The sequence below is a fragment of the Streptosporangium sp. NPDC006013 genome, assembly GCF_040614275.1.
Classification (GTDB): Bacteria; Actinomycetota; Actinomycetes; order Streptosporangiales; family Streptosporangiaceae; genus Streptosporangium.
The window spans coordinates 1-17,068 of record NZ_JBEXUE010000202.1; the positions used below are offsets into that span (position 1 = coordinate 1).

Below are 17,068 nucleotides of genomic sequence, written 5' to 3' on the forward strand. Positions count from 1 at the left end.
GAGGAGGCGCCGAGCAGGGCCAGACCCGCCGACAGGCTCCAGAAGTCGCGTCCGGCCACGGCCACCAGCGTCCCCGCCGCGCCGTCGGGGCCTGGGGCCGGCCAGACAGCGCGCCGTTGCGAGCGGGTTGACACCGGCCTTTGTTATTCTCATACTGAGATTGTCTCACTTTGAGAAGGACATGTGATGGATGAGTCCGAGTTTCTGGCGGGTTACGACCCGCGGGTGTACCCGGCGGTCGCGGTGACCGTCGACGTGGTGGCGCTCACCATTCGCGGGGGCGGGTTGCGCGTTCTGCTCATCAGGCGGGGCGAGCAACCCCATGCGGGGCGGTGGGCGCTGCCGGGGGGGTTCATCCGGCCGGGAGAGGACCTGCCACAGGCCGCGGCGCGGGAACTGGCCGAGGAGACGGGGCTCTCGGGCCTCGGGGACCGAGTCCACATCGAGCAGCTCGCCAGCTACGGGACGCCCGACCGTGATCCGCGGATGAGGGTCGTGTCGATCTCCTACCTGGCGTTCGCCCCCGACCTGCCCGATCCCCGGGCGGGCACGGACGCGGCGGACGCCGCCTGGCAGCCGGTCGACAAGCTGCCGGAGCTCGCCTTCGACCACGATCGCATCCTGGCGCACGGGCTGGAGCGGGCACGCGGCAAGCTGGAGTACACCCCGCTGGCCACCTCGTTCGCCGGTGAGACGTTCACGATCTCCGAGCTGCGCGGTGTCTACGAGACGGTCTGGGGCGTGCCACTGCACGCGGGCAACTTCCACCGCAAGATCCTGTCGGTGCCCGGTTTCGTGGAGAGCACCGGCGAGACCACCGAGAGCGGCGGGGCCAGGGGCGGCCCCCGGGCCAAGCTCTACCGGGCCGGCGACGCACGACTCCTGCACCCCGCCCTGCTACGACCCGCCAGGGAGGAACAGATCAGATGACCAGGGCCGAGGCGATCGCGCTGGTGACCGCTGCCCGTACCCCCGACGACCTGTTCGGCGGGGACTCTCCGCACCGGTCGTACCGGAGGCTGGCGAGGCTGCTCCACCCCGACCTCGCGCCGGGAGTCGAGGCCGCCGAGGCGTTCGCCAGGCTGGCGGAGCTGTGGGCGGCCCGCGGCGGGGCCCCGGGGCCGGCCGCGGAGACGGTGATCACCACCGGGCGGGGGACCTACCGGATCGGGGGCGTCTTCCGGCGGGGCGCCTCGGCCGTGCTCTACGAGAGTGGTCCGGACACGCTGCTCAAGCTCCCGCGCAGCCACGCGGACAACGACCTCATGCGCCGCGAGGCGGACGCCCTGGAGACGATCGCGCGAGACGGCGACCCGCTGCTCCTGCCGTACGTGCCACGCCTGGTGGACTCGTTCCGGCACCGTCGCGACGGGGTCGAGCGGCGGGCCAACGTGATCAGCCGGGTACCCGACGGGTTCGTGAGCCTGGACGAGGTCAGGCGGCGGCGGCCGGTGCTCGACGCGAGGGACGTGGCCTGGATCTGGCGGCGGCTGCTGGTGGCCGTCGGCGCGGCCCATCGGGCGGGGGTCGTGCACGGCGCGGTGTTCGGGCACCACGTCCTCGTCCACCCGGTCGACCACGGCCTGGTGCTCGTCGACTGGAGCCAGTCGGTACCGCTCGGCACCCCGCTCACCGCCCTGGTGACCAGGCACCGCGACGACTACCCGCCGGAGGTCCTGGCCAGGAAACCCGCCACCCCCGCCACCGACATCCACCTCGCCACCCGCTCCGTGGCCGCCCTCATGGGCGACCAGGCCCCCACTCCGATCAGGCGCTTCGTCCGGGGAAGCCTGCTGAGCCCGCCCGGCGACGCGTGGCGGCTCCTGGGGGAACTCGATGACCTGCTCGACGACCTGTACGGGCCGAGGAAATACCGGCCACTGCACCTTTGAGAACGTGCCACCCCTGATCCGAGGAGATCCCCCGTGGGAAGCGGAATCTGGTCCACCGACGTCTACTCCGCCGCCGCGAGCTACCGCGCGGCCAAGGGCTCAAGCGCCTTCGCCTACAGCGACAGCGGCGCCCGCGCCACGCACCCCGACCTCGACCCGCGCGGGGTGGCGGACCGCGAGAGCCGCGACTCCGCCGAGCACCCCGATTCCCTCGCGGTGGCCGTGCTGTTCGACGTGACCGGCTCGATGGGCGGGGTGCCCCGCACCCTCCAGACCAAGCTGCCCGACCTGCTCGGCCTGCTGCTCCGCAAGGGCTACGCCACCGACCCGCAGATCCTCTTCGGCGCGATCGGCGACGCCACCTGCGACCGGGCCCCGCTGCAGATCGGCCAGTTCGAATCCGACAACCGGATGGACGAGCACCTGGGCAAGGTCCTGCTGGAGGGTGGGGGCGGCGGCCAGATGAGCGAGTCGTACGAGCTGGCGATGTACTTCATGGCCAGGCACACCTCGATCGACTGCTTCGAGAAGCGGGGGCGCAGGGGCTACCTGTTCATCATCGGCGACGAACTTCCCTACCCGCAGGTCAAGCGGCGCGAGGTCGAGATGGTCATCGGCGATCGGCTCCGGCAGGACATCCCGACCAGGGAGATCGTCGCCGAGCTGACCAGGGTCTACGACGTCTACTACATCCTCCCGGCGGGGGCGAGCCACGCCGGGGACGGCCGGGTGCTGGCCGCCTGGCGCGAACTGCTCGGCCAGAACGTGCTGGAGCTGGACGACCTCGACGCCGTCTGCGAGACCATCGCGCTCACCATCGGTCTCGGCGAGGACGCCATCGATCTGCGGGAGGGGCTGGACGACCTCGACGAGCTCGGCTCGACCGCCGGGACCGCCGTGGGCAGGGCCCTCGCCAAACTCGACCGCGGCACGCTCGTGGTCGCCGACGGTCTCGACCTGGGCGGCGACAGCGGCGTGACGCGGCTCTGAAGACCTCCCCGCCGTGCGGCGGCCACCGCGAAAGCGGCGGGGAGTGCCACCACGAAGGGAAACGGCCCCTGCCCGGCGCTGAGAACTCACCGCCGGGCAGGGCGCCACCACGAACAGAGGACCACATGCGCGAACACATGATCGTGACAGACCTCGGCTACGGCGACGCGGGCAAAGGCACGATCATCGACTGGCTCTGCACCCGCGAACCCATCGGGGCGGTCGTCAGGTTCAACGGGGGTGGGCAGGCCGCCCACAACGTCGTGCTGCCCGACGGACGGCACCACACGTTCGCACAGTTCGGGTCGGGCACGCTCAGAGGCGTGCCCACCCACCTGTCCAGGTTCATGGTCACAGACCCGCTCTCGCTGGCCCGGGAGGCCGCCCACCTGAGCGAGCTGGGCGTTCCCGACCCGTTCCGCCTGCTCACCGTGGACCGGGACGCCCTGCTCGCCACGCCGTACCACGTGGCGGCGGGGCAGGCCAGGGAGCTGGCACGCGGCGAGGACCGGCACGGGTCGTGCGGAATGGGCGTCGGCGAGACCATGGCCTACGCCCTGGAGCACCCGGAGCTCGCGCCGACCGTCGGCGACTGCGAGGACCCGGCCCGGCTCACCCGCAAGCTGTACGCGCTCCGCGAGGCGCTCGGGGTGACCGGGCCGCCCGTCGAGGACTGCGTCGCCGCCTACCGGGCGTTCGCCGAGCGGGTGATCCTGGTCGGCTCCTCCTTCACGACCGCGCTGCTGCGCAGGCGGCCCGTGATCTTCGAGGGGGCACAGGGCGTGCTGCTCGACGAGTGGCACGGCTTCCACCCGTACACCACCTGGAGCACGACGACCTTCGCCAACGCGCTGGAGTTGCTCGACGGGGTGCCGGCCGTACGGCTGGGCGTGCTGCGGACCTACACGCCCAGGCACGGCCCGGGACCGCTGGTCACCGAGGCCGCGGCGCCGGTGCTGCCCGAGGCGCACAACGGGACCGGTCCCTGGCAGGGGCCCTTCCGCACCGGTCACTTCGACGCGGTGGCCCACCGCTACGCGCTGGCGGTCGCGGGCGGGGCCGACGCCCTCGCGCTCACCCACCTGGACGCGCCGGTCTCGCGGATGTGCGTGTCGTACGACATCGGCGAGCTGCCGGTGGGCACGGCGGGTGACCTCGAAGGGCAGGCCAGGCTGACCGGGCGGCTGTCGGCGGCCCGGCCGCACTACGCCGACGGTGTCGACGACTGGCCCGCGGCGGTGGCCGGGGCACTGGGGGTTCCGGTGTGGCTGGGCTCCCGGGGACCCACCGCCGCCGACAAGGTCCTTTTCAGTGGTGTGACCGCGCCCGAAAGGGTATGACCCTTCTCGTACTCTCCCTTTACCTGGCAGGCAGCCTTACCCGGAGGAACTCATGGGTGTCGGGGTCAGCATCTTCTTTCTCACGCTTGGCGCCATCCTCCGCTTCGCCATCGACCCCACCGTCCTCGGCGAGGCCGTCCACATCGACGTGATCGGCCTGATCTTCATGATCGTCGGCGCCGTCGGGGTCGTGCTGAGCATCATGATGGCCCCCAAGCGCGGGAACACGTCCGAGGACCGCCTGATGCACCGCGAGAACCACCCACCGGAGGTCTAGTCGTCCCTTGGATCTTTGCCTACTGCGGTCGCCCCGGCGGCGCCTCGCCGCGTTGTCGTCGGCCACCGCAGCACGCTGCGGCTCCCTCCTCCGCCTTGCGAGACACCACCTGACCGATCCTCGCCACGGCAAGATCCGCGGGACAGGTCCTAGAGCTCGAACTGGATCGCCGCCCGCGAGGCCACGATCGGCTTGATGTGCTCGGCGATCACGGCCTGGTGCAGCGGGTGGTCCCGGTAGACCAGGTAGTCGTCGACGCCGTCGAAGTCCGCGACGACCGCGAACTGGTGGTTGCCCGGGTTCACGCCCGCGTCCGTGCCAAGGGTGTAGGAGCGGATCTCCGCGATGGCTTCGGGCAGCTTGCCGAGCTCCGTCGCGACCCTGCCCCTCTGCTCATCGGTGGCCTCTTGTGCCCAGGTGAACAGCACGACATGCCGGAACATGATCTTCCCTTCGTTTGGGTGCCCGGCCAGCGTAAGGCCAGGCGTCACCGAAACCGGCAACGGCCCCGCGGAGCGGGGCAGGGCGGGGCGGGGGATGTGCGGCGGCGGGCCCCGGACGGGTGTCGCGGCCCGTCCGGGGCCTGAATCGCCGTCGAGAGGTGATCCGCGCTCACACCGGGCGCGGTGCGGAACGGCGGCTGATCCTTATCCGGCTGGAAGGCCGCGGCACGGCTTCGAGCACGATCTTCTGTGCCGCCTCGGGAATGAAGCGGAGATCGTGGGTGATCAGGATGGTCGTGCGCCCGGCCATGAGCCTCTTGAGCGGCTCCATGATCCGTTCCGCGGTGAGCGCGTCGAGCCCCGTCATCGGCTCGTCGAGGACGAGCACCGGGGCGTCACGCAGGATGGCCCTGGCGATGGCGATCCGCTGGCGCTGCCCGCCCGACATCAGTCGCCCACGCTGCCCGATCGGCGTGTCGTACCTGTGGGGAAGCGCGTTGACGAAGTCGTGGACGTCCGCCATGACGGCGGCGCGGACGATGTCGTCCAGGTCCGCGCCGGGGCGGCCGTAGGCGATGTTGTCGCGTACGGTCCCCGAGAAGAGCAGGTTCTCCTGCTGCAGGATGGTGACGTTGTCACGGAGCGACTCGCGCGACAGATCCCGGATGTCGGTTCCGTCGAGCAGGATGCGCCCGGCGGTGGGATCGTAGAAGCGGAGCAGGAGCTTCGCGAGCGTGGACTTGCCCACCCCGCTCGGCCCGGTGCACACGACCAGTTCCCCGGGCTCGACGACGAAGGACATGTCGCGCAACGTCGGCCTCCTCCTGTTCGGGTAGGTGAAGCCGACGCCCTGGAACTCGATGCGGCCACGGCCACGCCCCAGATGGACGGGGGCCTCGCGGTCGGTGACGGCCGGCCGGGCCTGCAGGATCTCGATGACCCGGTCGGAGCCCGCCGCCGCCTCGGAGACGGTGAGGGCGATCTGCCCCAGGCTCTGCACCGCCGGGTAGAGGTAGGCGAGGTAGGCGGCGAAGGCGAGCAGTCCGCCGATGGTGAGGCGCCCCGCGGAGATCTCCCACGCGCCGAACCCGAGGATGGCGATCAGACAGATGGTCTCGATCACCTGCACGACGGGCCCGTACAGGGAGGACAGCCACGCCTGTGCCACGTTGGCCCGCATCCAGGTGCTCCCCTCCGCGTGCAGTCGCCCGGCCTCGGTGCCCTGGCGGTTGTAGGACTGGACGAGCGCCTGGTTGGACAGGCTCTCCTCGATGACGCTGTTCATGGTCCCGTTGCTGAGCCGCTCGCGCGCCGACACGGTCCTGAACCTGCCCGCGAAGACCTTGGAGACCAGCAGGAAGGCCGGGGCCAGCAGGAACGTCAGCAGTGCCAGGTCCCACCGGATGTAGAAGGCCGCACCGGCGAAGAAGACGACGCTGGCGAGCGTGGTGAAGAGCTTGACCAGGCCGGAAGCGACGAGTTCCTCGATGGCCTCGATGTCGTCGGTGAGCCTGGCCATCAGGTCACCCAGGCGGCGGTTGTCGAAGAAGTCGGGCGTGAGCGTCTGGATGTGCTCGAACACCCTGTCTCGCAGCCTCAGCAGGAAGCGCTCACCGCCCAGGGCCGTGAGGTAGGAACCCACGAAGGAGACCAGCCCCGCGACGGCCGCGAGGCCCAGCCAGGCCGCCGCGGGGAGCCAGAAGGCGCCCAGGTTCTGCTTGCTGAGCACCTCGTCGGTGATGAAGCCGAACAGGCCGATCGCGGCGACCTCGCAGACGGCCGCGACGATGGCGAGCACGCCACCGGCCACGAGCAGCCGGCGGAGGCCGCGGGTGTACGGCCAGAACTCCCGGAAGGTCCTGCGGATGGAGACCGTCGGCGCCGTGGGAGGACGACGCACCGCTGCCCTCGCCCCGTTGGGCGAGAGCGACTCTGAGAATGAGAGCCGGCGGTTGACCCGCCGGCTCTCATTTGTTTCTGCTAGCACCGGATCTGGTTACCACCACCACCCGCCGCCACCACACCCACATCCGCAGCGGCGGCGGCGTCGGCAGCAACATCCACCCCAGGTCACGTACTGGCTGGACGGGAAGAGCTGCTTGAAAGTCATGGCTTCCCCCTTCGTGCTGAGCCTGTCGCGCTTATCAACCACGACACTAGCACCCATACCCAGACAAACACCCCATATCAACGCGCATTAAAGATGTTTTAACAACCAATTCAGAAAGGCCGTAAAACGTATCGAGAGCAAAGCCTGACAAAAGTTTCACGCGGCAGCCCGACCGCTTGCCCGAGCTGGGGATACGCACCATAAACCCTGATCCACAGGGGACAAAAAGAGGTTTCCCGATTATCGCCGGGGCGGCGGCCCGCACGGCGTCGCAGCGGCCGGGAGGGCCGTCCCGGAGCCCTCGCCCATTTCCCGTAACACCAATTGGCAGGCCCGGCCGTCATGTTTAGCGATTCGCCTGCCGGATTTACCCGGCAGGCGAATCACCGCTCTGTCATGAAACCGGCTCCGGAATCACCGGATCATCCCCAGGCGAGCATCCGGAGAGGGTCCTCAAGCATGGCGCCGACGTCGCGCAGGAACAGCGAGCCGATCTCCCCGTCCACCACCCGGTGGTCGAACGAGACCGCGAGCGTGCAGACCTTACGCGGCACGACCTGCCCGTCCACCACCCACGGCATATCCCTGACCTGGCCGAAGGCCAGGATCGCCGATTCGCCGGGGTTGAGGATCGGGGTGCCCGAGTCCACCCCGAAGACGCCCACATTGGTGATCGTGATCGTGCCCCCGGCCATGTCCGCGGGCTGGGTGCGGCCCGCTCTGGCGGTCTCGGCGAGAGCGCCGAGGGCGCCGGCCAGAGCGGGTAGCGACAGCAGGTGGGCGTCCTTGACGTTGGGGACGAGCAGGCCGCGCGGGGTGGCCGCGGCGATGCCCAGGTTGACGCGGTGCTTGACCACGATCTCCTGACGCGCCTCGTCCCAGGCAGAGTTGATCATCGGGTGGCGGCGGGCGGCGACGAGCACGGCCTTGGCGACCAGGAGCAGCGGCGAGACCTTGACCTCGGCGAAGTCGGGCAACTCCCGGAGGCGCCGGACCGCGTCCATGGTCTCCGTCATGTCCACCTGGAGGAACTCCGTCACGTGCGGCGCCGTGAACGCGGAGGCCACCATGGCCTGCGCGGTCGCCTTGCGCACCCCCCTGATCGGGATCCGCTCCTCGTCCTCCGCCTCCCGCGTCACAGCCGCCGACCACGGCCTGGCCGTCTCCCGCGTCGCGGCGCCGACCACGGCCTGGACGTCGTCCCTGGTGATCGAGCCGTGCGGGCCGGTCCCGGTGAGAGCGGTCAGGTCGATACCCAGATCCCTGGCCAGCTTCCGCACCGGGGGCTTCGCCAGCACCGCGGCGCTCGTGGGCGGTGCGGCCGTGCCGACGCCGCCCTCCTGCACACCGGACGGCACCGCCTCGGGCGACCGCAACCCGGTGGCCGTACCGGCAAGGGAGCCGCCGGTGGGAGAGGTGCCGGACGGCGACGGTTTGCGGGAGCGGCGCTTGGCCGCGCCCGGCTTGACGCCGTAGCCCACCAGCACCGGCTGCCGCACCTCGGCGGGTGGCGCGGGCACCATGTCGGCGGCGGCGTCGGCCAGGGCCGCCGGCCGCTCCGCGACGGGAGCGGGACCGGCACCGTCGTCCACCGAGATGATCGGCCTGCCGACGTCCACGGTCTCGCCCTCGTCCGCCATCAGGGCCGCCACGACGCCCTCGAACGGGCAGGGCAACTCGACGACCGCCTTGGCGGTCTCGATCTCCACGATGGTCTGGTTGACCTTGACCGGGTCTCCGACCTTCACGTGCCAGCGGACGATCTCCGCCTCGGTCAGTCCCTCTCCCACGTCGGGGAGCCTGAACTCCTTCATCTCAGCCCTCCCCTAGAACGCGAACGCGCGGTCGACGGCGTGCAGGACCCTGTCCAGATCGGGCAGGTAGTGGTCCTCAAGCCGCGAGGGCGGATAGGGAGTGGAGGGCCCTCCGACCCTCAGGACCGGGGACTGCAGGTTGTAGAAGCACTCCTCGGTGACGCGGGCGGCGATCTCCGCGCCGAAGCCGTTGTAGACGGGCGCCTCGTGCACCACGATGCAGCGCCCGGTCCTGCGCACCGACTCCGTGATCTTCGGGACGTCGAGCGGATTGAGCGAGCGCAGGTCCACGACCTCCAGGGACCGGCCGTCGTCCTCGGCCGCCTTCGCGGCCTCCAGACAGGTCTTCACCATCGGCCCGTACGCGAGCAGGGTGGCGTCCGTGCCCTGCCGTACCACCTTGGCCTCGTCGAAGGGGGTCCAGTCCGAGGAGTCGACATCCACCTCGGCCTTCTCCCAGTAGCGCCGCTTGGGCTCGAAGAAGACGACGGGGTCCTCGCAGCGGATCGCCTGCTGGATCATGGCGTAGCCGTCGGCCGGGTTGGAGCAGGCCACGACGCGCAGGCCCGCGGTGTGCGTGAAGTACGCCTCGGGCGACTCGCTGTGGTGCTCCACCGCGCCGATGCCGCCGCCGCAGGGGATCCGGACGACCACCGGCAGTCTCAGCTTGCCCAGCGAGCGCAACGGCATCTTGGCGAGCTGCGTGATGATCTGGTCGGCCGCGGGAAAGACGAATCCGTCGAACTGGATCTCGCAGACCGGGCGGTAGCCCCGGAGTGCGAGGCCGATGGCCGTCCCGATGATGCCCGACTCGGCCAGCGGGGTGTCGATGACCCGCTGCTCGCCGAAGTCCTTCTGCAGGCCGTCGGTCACCCGGAACACACCGCCGAGCTTGCCCACGTCCTCGCCCATGACGAGGACCTTGGAGTCGTCCTCCATGGCCTTGCGCATGCCCTCGTTGAGCGCCTTGGCCAGCGTGAGAATGGTCATGCCTCGAACCCCTCAAGGTAGGTGGCGAACTCCGCGCGCTCGGCGTCCATCAGGGAGTGCGGCTCGGCGTAGACATGGTCGAAGATGGCCAGCGGTTCGGGGTCGGGCAGCGCGAGGCAGCGCTTGCGGACGTCCCGTCCGAGCTCGTCGGCCTCCGCGTCGATCGCGTCGAAGAAGCCCTGGTCGGCGATCTGGTTCTTGAACATGTAGGCCCTGACCCGCTCGATCGGGTCCTTGAGCTTCCATCCCTCCAACTCGGCGGCCACCCGGTAGCGGGTCGGGTCGTCGGAGGTGGTGTGGGCGCCCATCCGGTAGGTGAACGCCTCGATCAGCACGGGCCCCTGCCCCGACCTGGCCTCGGCCAGCGCCTTCCGGGTGACGGCCAGACAGGCGAAGACGTCGTTGCCGTCGACCCGGACACCGGGGAACCCGAACCCGCTGGCCCTGCGGTACAGCGGGATGCGGGTCTGCTTCTCCAGCGGCTCGGAGATGGCCCACTGGTTGTTCTGGCAGAAGAACACCACCGGCGCGTTGAACACGGAGGCCCAGATGAAGGCCTCGTTCACATCACCCTGGGAGGTGGCGCCGTCGCCGAAGTAGACGATCGAGGCGGCCTCGGCACCGTCGCGCTGGATGCCCATGGCGTAGCCGACCGCGTGCAGGGTCTGGCTGCCGATCACGATGGTGTAGAGGTGGAAGTTGTGCTCCGCGGGGTCCCACCCTCCGTGGTTGACGCCGCGGAACATGCCGAGCAGGTTCACCGGGTCGACGCCCCTGCACCAGGCCACCCCGTGCTCGCGGTAGGTCGGGAATGCCATGTCGGCCTCGGTCAGCGCCCGGCCGGAGCCGATCTGCGCGGCCTCCTGCCCGAGCAGCGATGCCCACAGACCCAGTTCGCCCTGGCGTTGCAGGGCCACGGCCTCCAGGTCGACGCGGCGGACCAGGGTCAGGTCCCGGTAGAGACCTCGAATCTCCTCGGGGGTCAGATCGATGTCGTAGTCGGGATGCTCGACCCGTTCTCCTTCCGGGGTCAGCAGTTGAATGAGCTCCGGGGGTGCTTCCGCACCACGAGAGGCGTCGGCTGTCACGTGCCACTCCTGTGTGCTAGGGGCCGTCTGGATGGGTTCGCCACCGCTGTCCGGCCGATTCGCGACGCGTTCGACCCGTCTGATGGTGGTTCGTACGCGCTTGTGGCCATCGTGGCAGAGGTCACATACGTGTGCGCAAGCCCTACCTCGGCGTCCATATGCTCCCCGTTCCCCGCGCGCTCCCTTTCACCCGCCCGTTTCGTCCGCGTGGCGCGGGTCCGGCCCCCGCGCCTGAGCACGGCCGGAGCCGGTTACTCTTGAGGCGCCGAACCGTCCCCGTCGCAACCAGGAGGAACATCGTGGCGCGCGTCATCGTCGACGTCATGCTGAAGCCCGAGATTCTCGACGCGCAGGGGCAGGCGATCGCCCGCGCGCTGCCGCGGCTCGGCTTCTCCGGTGTCTCAGCGGTACGGCAGGGCAAGCGGTTCGAGGTGGAGGTCGATGGGCCCGCCGACGAGGCGGCACTTTCGGACGTCCGGAAAATGGCCGAAACCCTGCTCGCCAACACGGTGATCGAGGACTACACCGTCACCGTCGAGTCCTAGGCCGTCACTCCACGCAGATCAACCGCCCAGATCCAGCTATATCCGGCAATATGGGCGGAGCAATCCCACGGCTTGACCACTAGTCAATAACATTACGGTTATTTTGCGGTTAGCCCGGATTCTGCAGGGAAGCCTTCACGAGGTGACGTCTGACCCCGGGAGGAAACCGGTGGACATGGAGTTCTCGCTGGCTCTGCCACGACAGGCCATCGGCATCCCGATGGTCCGCAGGGCGCTCGGCGACTCCCTGCGCTCACTCGGCGTCACCGAGGACTGCGTCTCCGACATCCTGCTCGCGGTGACCGAGGCGTGCGCCAACGCCGTGCGGCACGGGGGTCCGGCCAACCGCTACGAGGTCGAGACCGCCATCGGCCACGGCCGCTGCGACGTCCGCATCATCGACCGGGGCCAGGGTCTCGTCGGAGTGCCGGAGCACTACCCGTCGGCCGACGTCGAGAACGGCAGGGGCCTGCTCATCATGCAGGCGGTGGTGGACGAGATCTCCTTCGACATCACCCCGGGCAGGGGCACCGTCGTGCACCTGCGCAAGCACCTGGACTGGGATGACGACGCCGCCTTCTCCCGCGACCGGGTGCTCGCCGCCGTATAGCCCCGCCCACCGGGAATCCGGCTCTCCCCGGCCCCGTACGGGCCGGAAGACGCCCATCCGGGCTGCCCGGTTGCGTGATCCGGCACTCCGCGTATGACCGCTTGTCCGGAGCGGATAGCCTGGACACACCGCCGCAGACCGACGTCCGATGTAAGAGACGCCGGCGCGGCGTCCGTTTGCGGAGGGGAACGTTGCCATGAGTGCTGCCCGCGTGGGCGTCGTCACTTTTCCAGGAACTCTTGACGATCAGGACGCGGCCCGCGCCGTGCGCCACGCGGGTGGCGAAGCCGTGCCGCTGTGGCACGCGGATCCCGATCTCAAGGGGGTGGACGCGGTCTTCCTGCCCGGCGGGTTCTCCTACGGGGACTACCTGCGCTGCGGGGCCATCTCCAGGTTCGCCCCGCTGATGGAGGAGCTGATCCCCGCCGCCAGGGCCGGGCTACCCGTGCTCGGCACCTGCAACGGCTTCCAGATCCTCTGCGAGGCCCACCTGCTGCCCGGGGCGCTGATGCGCAACGCCGGGCTGCACTACATCTGCCGCGACCAGGGCATCCGGGTCGAGAGCAACACCACCCCCTGGACCTCCGACTTCACCGAGGGCCAGGAGATCGTGCTGCCGATCAAGCACGGAGAGGGCCGCTACGTCGCCGACGAGGCGACCCTGGGCGCGCTGGAGGCGGGCGGCCAGGTCGTCTTCCGCTACACGGGTGGCAACCCCAACGGCTCCCTGAACGACATCGCGGGCATCCGCAACGAGGCCGGCAACATCGTCGGTCTCATGCCGCACCCCGAGCACGCCGTCGAGGACCTCACCGGCGCCCCGAGCACCGACGGGCGCGCCTTCTTCTCCTCGATCCTGAAGAAGCTGGTGAACGCATGAGTCTCGACACCGTCAAGCGGGCCGAGGAGACCCCCGGCGAGCGTCAGCCGTACGCCGAGCTGGGTATGAAGGTCGAGGAGTACGAGCGGGTCCGCGAGATCCTCGGCCGCCGTCCCACCGGCTCCGAGCTGGCCATCTACAGCGTCATGTGGAGCGAGCACTGCTCCTACAAGTCGTCCAAGGTGCACCTGCGCCAGTTCGGCACCAAGGCCCCCAAGTCGGCGGCTCTGCTCGTCGGCATGGGGGAGAACGCCGGGGTCGTGGACATCGGTGACGGCTGGGCCGCCACCTTCAAGATCGAGTCGCACAACCACCCGTCCTACGTCGAGCCCCACCAGGGCGCGGCGACCGGCGTCGGCGGCATCGTCCGCGACATCATGTCGATGGGCGCCCGGCCGGTCGCGGTGATGGACGCGCTCCGCTTCGGCGGCGCCGACGCCCACGACACCCGGCGGGTGCTGCCCGGCGTGGTCGAGGGCATCAGCCACTACGGCAACTGCCTGGGCCTGCCCAACATCGGCGGCGAGGTCGTCTTCGACCCCTGCTACATCGGCAACCCGCTGGTCAACGCCCTCTGCGTGGGCCTGCTCCGCAAGGACCAGATCAAGCTCGCGGTGGCCCCCGGACCGGGCAACAAGGTGGTCCTGTTCGGCGCGCTGACCGGCCCCGACGGCATCGGCGGCGCGTCCGTGCTGGCCTCGGCCACCTTCGAGGACTCCTCGCACGCCAAGCGCCCCAGCGTCCAGGTCGGCGACCCCTTCATGGAGAAGCTGCTGATCGAGTGCTGCCTGGAGCTCTACCAGGCGGACGTGGTCGTCGGCATCCAGGACCTCGGCGCCGCCGGTGTCTCCTGCGCGACCACCGAGCTCGCCGCCAAGGGCACCGGTGGCATGAACGTCAGGCTCGACCTGGTGCCGCTGCGCGATCCCTCGCTGCGGCCCGAGGAGATCCTGATGAGCGAGTCGCAGGAGCGCATGATGGCGGTCGTCACACCCGACGACATCGATGCCTTCATGGCGATCTGCGCGAAGTGGGACATCCCCGCGACCGTGATCGGCGAGGTCACCGATGGAGGCCGCCTCGTGATGACCTGGCACGGCGAGACCATCGTCGACATCCCGCCGGGCACCGCGGCCGACGAGGGCCCGGTCTACGAGCGGCCGTTCCAGGAGCCGGCCGGCCAGATCGCGCTGAACAGCGACACTCCCAAGCGCCTCGCCCGCCCCACCGACCTGCGCGCGGCGCTGCTGGAGCTTCTCGGCTCACCGAACCTGGCGTCCAAGGAGTGGGTCACCTCCCAGTACGACCGCTACGTCCGCGGCAACACCGTGCTGGCCCAGCCCGCCGACGCGGGCGTGCTGCGGATCAGCGAGGCCATGCCCGGCGCCGAGGAGACGACGCGCGGAATCGCGCTGGCCACCGACGGCAACGGCCGCTACGCCCGCCTCGACCCGTACGCGGGGGCCCAGCTCGCCCTCGCCGAGGCGTACCGGAACGTGGCCACCACCGGCGCGACGCCGCTGGCGGTGACCAACTGCCTCAACTTCGGCTCCCCCGAGGACCCCGAGGTCATGTGGCAGTTCGCCGAGGCCGTGCGCGGCCTGGCCGACGCCTGCAAGACCCTCGGCGTCCCGGTGACCGGCGGAAACGTCTCGTTCTACAACCAGACGGGATCCGTCCCGATCCACCCGACGCCGGTCGTCGGCGTGCTCGGTGTCATCGACGACGTGGCCACCCGGGTACGGTCCGGTTTCACCGGTGACGGCGACCGGATCGTGCTGCTCGGCGAGACCGAGGCGGAGTTCGGCGGCTCGGAGTGGGCGCACGTGGCCCACGGCCACCTGGGCGGCCTGCCGCCCAAGGCACGGCTGGCCTCGGAACGCGACCTGGCTCTCGTCCTGACCACGGCCGCCTCGCAGGGACTGCTGACCGGCTCCCACGACCTGTCCGACGGCGGGCTGGCCATCGCCCTCGCCGAGGCCTGCCTCGCCCAGGGCATCGGCTGCGCGGTCTCCCTGACCGGCGACGACGCGTTCGTCGAGCTGTTCAGCGAGTCGTCGGCCCGCGCGCTGGTGACCGTCAGGCCCGAGTCGTTCGACACCTTCGCGAAGCTGTGCGCGGCCCACGAGGTGCCCTGCTACGGCCTGGGCACCACCGGTGGTGACTCGCTGAGCATCAAGGGCGTGCTGGACATCCCGGTCACCGAGCTCCGCCAGACCCACGTCTCCACCCTGCCGGGCATCTTCGGCTGATCCTCAGGCATCACGGAGGGGGTACGGCTCGCATGAGCCGTACCCCCTTTTCGTTTTCCGTGCTTCGCACGGCATCCGGTCGGGTCCGTCTCCAGCCTGGGAGAGGGCCCCTTGAAACCGCCGCCCCTGGAAGAAGGCCCCCGACAAGGGAGAAGGCCCCCCGGCAGCCATCCGGGAGGCCCTCTGTCGCGTTGTCGTGCTCAGTCGGGGATCAGCCCATGCAGAGCGCGTAGACGGTGCCGCTGGAGTTCTTGCCGCTCACGGTCCAGCTGGAGGAGCCGCTGGGCGCGCTCGTGTAGATCTGACCGGAAGAGCTGCCGCCACCGCCACCGGGGCTGCTGCTGAAGCCGCCACCCGTGACGACCTTGCCCGCACCGCAGCTCACGGTCTCGCTTCCGCCCTGACCGCCGAAGCTGAAGGAGTCGGTGACGGTGGTGATGGTGGGCTTGGCGCCGGTGCCGTCCTTACCCGCGGGACCCGCGGGACCCGCGGGACCGGCCGGACCCGCAGGGCCCCTGGCGCCGTCGTTGCCATCGGCACCGGGCTTGCCGGGGAGACCGTCCTTACCGTCCTTGCCGTTGTAGCCGTTCCGGCCGTCCTTACCGTCGTCGCCCTTGTTGCCCTGCAGACCTCTGGGACCGGTGTCTCCCTTGGGACCCTGCAGACCGGTGTGACCCTTGGGACCCTGCGGGCCGGTGTCACCCTTCGGCCCCTGCGGACCGGTGGCACCGTCCTTGCCGTCGGCGCCCTTCGCCCCGGGGGCGCCGTCCTTGCCGTCCTCGCCCTTCGGACCCTGAGCACCTGTGTCGCCCTTGGGGCCCTGCGGACCGGTGGCGCCGTCCTTGCCGGGGAGACCGCGCAGCCCCTGCGGACCCTGCGAACCGGTGTCGCCCTTGAGACCCTGCGCACCGCGCGGTCCCTGCGGTCCCTGCGGTCCGGCGGTGGCGACGCCCTGCTGGCCCTCGCTCTCCTGGCCCCATCTGATCCGGATCTCGGTGGGCTTGCACTTGGCCGTCGCATTGACGATGCGGGCGTAGCGCGTCTGCTTGTGGACACACGCGTGGATCTCCGCGCCCGCCGACGCGGCTACGGCACTGCCGCTCGCGGTGAACAACGTTCCGGCGAGCACACCAACGGTCACGACGGCGAGCGTGCGTCCGCCCGGCAACTTGATAGCCACTGGGCTTCCTTTCTGCGACACCAGAGTCTGGTGTGATGGGAGAGATACACGTAGTACACGGTTCAACCGTTCCAATGGTTGACTCGTGAAACATCACGCTTTGATCTCGGAAGCACAGATGTCCGGATGCCTGCCGACAGCGGCCGCGTGCGGGATAATCGGGCCGTTCGGGGGAACCCGCCCGCTGGGCGTGGACGAACAACACAGGGAACCAACCGGGTTCTCCAGACACGGAGGCCACCGTGCCGACCATCAACCCGACGGACACGGCCCCACAAGACCGTTCCGAGCGGGAACCGTACCTGCCGCCCGCGACCCAGCCGGTCCGCACCCTGGTGTGGGCGTTGCATCTGGCACTGCCGATGCTCGGACTCTGGCTGCTGCTGGCCCAGCCCGACCTGAACATCGTCCTGCAGGACAATCCCAGTCATTTCTGGTTGATCATCATTGTCGCCGGGATCAACCTGGTTCTGGGCCTCATGATCAGCGAGGCGTCGGCCAGGCGGGCGGACGCACGCCTGCTCCTGGTCTCGCTGGTCTTCCTGAGCAGTGCCGGATCCTTCCTGGTGCACGGGCTGAGCACCCCGGGCATCATCCTGGGCACCCCGAGCTACGGGTTCGACCTGTCCCACCCGGTGGGCCTCCTCATCGCCTCGG

At 69.9% G+C, this 17,068-nt stretch carries 15 protein-coding genes and 1 pseudogene; 10 read left to right on the top strand and 6 right to left on the bottom strand.

Annotated elements, in window-relative coordinates; genetic code table 11:
- Positions 1-186: 186 nt before the first annotated feature.
- From ABZ260_RS27415 to ABZ260_RS27435, 5 genes are all read left to right on the top strand, one after another.
- Positions 187-930 (top strand): NUDIX domain-containing protein, encoded by a 744-nt coding sequence (locus ABZ260_RS27415; RefSeq protein ID WP_355623296.1) that lies wholly within the window; start codon positions 187-189, stop codon positions 928-930.
- Complete coding sequence (locus ABZ260_RS27420; protein ID WP_355623299.1) at positions 927-1,892, top strand: lipopolysaccharide kinase InaA family protein; 966 nt, start codon at positions 927-929, stop codon at positions 1,890-1,892. The genes ABZ260_RS27415 and ABZ260_RS27420 overlap by 4 nt, the downstream gene beginning before the upstream one ends.
- Positions 1,893-1,925: 33 nt before the next feature.
- Positions 1,926-2,882: a hypothetical protein gene (locus ABZ260_RS27425; RefSeq protein ID WP_355623302.1), complete on the top strand. Its 957-nt coding sequence runs from the start codon at positions 1,926-1,928 to the stop codon at positions 2,880-2,882.
- Between the two features lie 137 nt (positions 2,883-3,019).
- Positions 3,020-4,222 (top strand): adenylosuccinate synthetase, encoded by a 1,203-nt coding sequence (locus ABZ260_RS27430; RefSeq protein ID WP_355623305.1) that lies wholly within the window; start codon positions 3,020-3,022, stop codon positions 4,220-4,222.
- Between the two features lie 52 nt (positions 4,223-4,274).
- Positions 4,275-4,499 carry a DUF6458 family protein gene (locus ABZ260_RS27435; protein ID WP_355568640.1) on the top strand — a complete coding sequence of 75 codons (225 nt, stop codon included), beginning with the start codon at positions 4,275-4,277 and terminating at the stop codon, positions 4,497-4,499.
- A gap of 149 nt (positions 4,500-4,648) precedes the next feature.
- On the opposite strand, the gene ABZ260_RS27440 is transcribed toward ABZ260_RS27435, so the two are convergent.
- The 5 genes from ABZ260_RS27440 to pdhA all read right to left on the bottom strand — a co-directional run bounded on the left by ABZ260_RS27440 (position 4,649) and on the right by pdhA (position 10,944).
- A complete protein-coding gene (locus ABZ260_RS27440; RefSeq protein ID WP_355623308.1) occupies positions 4,649-4,942 on the bottom strand; it encodes a Dabb family protein in 294 nt (97 codons plus the stop codon).
- Between the two features lie 169 nt (positions 4,943-5,111).
- Entirely contained in the window at positions 5,112-6,842 is a 1,731-nt protein-coding gene (locus ABZ260_RS27445) for an ABC transporter ATP-binding protein (RefSeq protein ID WP_355623311.1), read from the bottom strand.
- 632 nt (positions 6,843-7,474) lie between these two features.
- Positions 7,475-8,866 (bottom strand): dihydrolipoamide acetyltransferase family protein, encoded by a 1,392-nt coding sequence (locus tag ABZ260_RS27450; RefSeq protein WP_355623314.1) that lies wholly within the window; start codon positions 8,864-8,866, stop codon positions 7,475-7,477.
- Positions 8,867-8,878: 12 nt separating this feature from the next.
- On the bottom strand, positions 8,879-9,856 hold the full coding sequence (locus ABZ260_RS27455) for an alpha-ketoacid dehydrogenase subunit beta (RefSeq protein WP_350929765.1): 978 nt from the start codon (positions 9,854-9,856) through the stop codon (positions 8,879-8,881).
- Positions 9,853-10,944, bottom strand: coding sequence for a pyruvate dehydrogenase (acetyl-transferring) E1 component subunit alpha (gene pdhA / locus ABZ260_RS27460; protein ID WP_355623318.1), 1,092 nt, complete (start codon positions 10,942-10,944; stop codon positions 9,853-9,855). Before pdhA ends, ABZ260_RS27455 begins: the two co-directional genes overlap by 4 nt.
- A 299-nt stretch (positions 10,945-11,243) precedes the next feature.
- On the opposite strand from pdhA, the gene purS reads away from it, so the two are divergent.
- The 4 genes from purS to purL all read left to right on the top strand — a co-directional run bounded on the left by purS (position 11,244) and on the right by purL (position 15,231).
- A complete protein-coding gene (gene purS / locus ABZ260_RS27465; RefSeq protein WP_350929763.1) occupies positions 11,244-11,489 on the top strand; it encodes a phosphoribosylformylglycinamidine synthase subunit PurS in 246 nt (81 codons plus the stop codon).
- A 175-nt stretch (positions 11,490-11,664) separates the two neighbouring features.
- Positions 11,665-12,099, top strand: coding sequence for an ATP-binding protein (locus ABZ260_RS27470; protein WP_355623326.1), 435 nt, complete (start codon positions 11,665-11,667; stop codon positions 12,097-12,099).
- 196 nt (positions 12,100-12,295) lie between these two features.
- Complete coding sequence (purQ, locus tag ABZ260_RS27475; protein WP_350929761.1) at positions 12,296-12,979, top strand: phosphoribosylformylglycinamidine synthase subunit PurQ; 684 nt, start codon at positions 12,296-12,298, stop codon at positions 12,977-12,979.
- The gene (gene purL, locus ABZ260_RS27480) at positions 12,976-15,231 is read left to right on the top strand and encodes a phosphoribosylformylglycinamidine synthase subunit PurL (protein WP_355623320.1); all 2,256 of its coding nucleotides are present in this window, start codon (positions 12,976-12,978) and stop codon (positions 15,229-15,231) included. Before purQ ends, purL begins: the two co-directional genes overlap by 4 nt.
- A gap of 211 nt (positions 15,232-15,442) precedes the next feature.
- Here the strand turns inward: purL and ABZ260_RS27485 are convergent, their stop codons facing one another.
- Positions 15,443-16,411, bottom strand: a complete 969-nt coding sequence (locus ABZ260_RS27485; protein WP_355623323.1) for a hypothetical protein — start codon at positions 16,409-16,411, stop codon at positions 15,443-15,445.
- Positions 16,412-16,653: 242 nt separating this feature from the next.
- On the opposite strand from ABZ260_RS27485, the pseudogene ABZ260_RS27490 reads away from it, so the two are divergent.
- Positions 16,654-17,068, top strand: a pseudogene (locus tag ABZ260_RS27490) (adenylate/guanylate cyclase domain-containing protein); the annotation flags it as partial.

Coding starts and splice junctions, on each gene's coding strand:
- ABZ260_RS27415 (WP_355623296.1), top strand. CDS start 187: ATGGATGAGTCCGAGTTTCTGGCGGGTTACGACCCGCGGGTGTACCCG.
- ABZ260_RS27420 (WP_355623299.1), top strand. CDS start 927: ATGACCAGGGCCGAGGCGATCGCGCTGGTGACCGCTGCCCGTACCCCC.
- ABZ260_RS27430 (WP_355623305.1), top strand. CDS start 3,020: ATGATCGTGACAGACCTCGGCTACGGCGACGCGGGCAAAGGCACGATC.
- ABZ260_RS27435 (WP_355568640.1), top strand. CDS start 4,275: ATGGGTGTCGGGGTCAGCATCTTCTTTCTCACGCTTGGCGCCATCCTC.
- ABZ260_RS27440 (WP_355623308.1), bottom strand. CDS start 4,942: ATGTTCCGGCATGTCGTGCTGTTCACCTGGGCACAAGAGGCCACCGAT.
- ABZ260_RS27450 (WP_355623314.1), bottom strand. CDS start 8,866: ATGAAGGAGTTCAGGCTCCCCGACGTGGGAGAGGGACTGACCGAGGCG.
- ABZ260_RS27455 (WP_350929765.1), bottom strand. CDS start 9,856: ATGACCATTCTCACGCTGGCCAAGGCGCTCAACGAGGGCATGCGCAAG.
- ABZ260_RS27470 (WP_355623326.1), top strand. CDS start 11,665: ATGGAGTTCTCGCTGGCTCTGCCACGACAGGCCATCGGCATCCCGATG.
- purQ (WP_350929761.1), top strand. CDS start 12,296: ATGAGTGCTGCCCGCGTGGGCGTCGTCACTTTTCCAGGAACTCTTGAC.
- purL (WP_355623320.1), top strand. CDS start 12,976: ATGAGTCTCGACACCGTCAAGCGGGCCGAGGAGACCCCCGGCGAGCGT.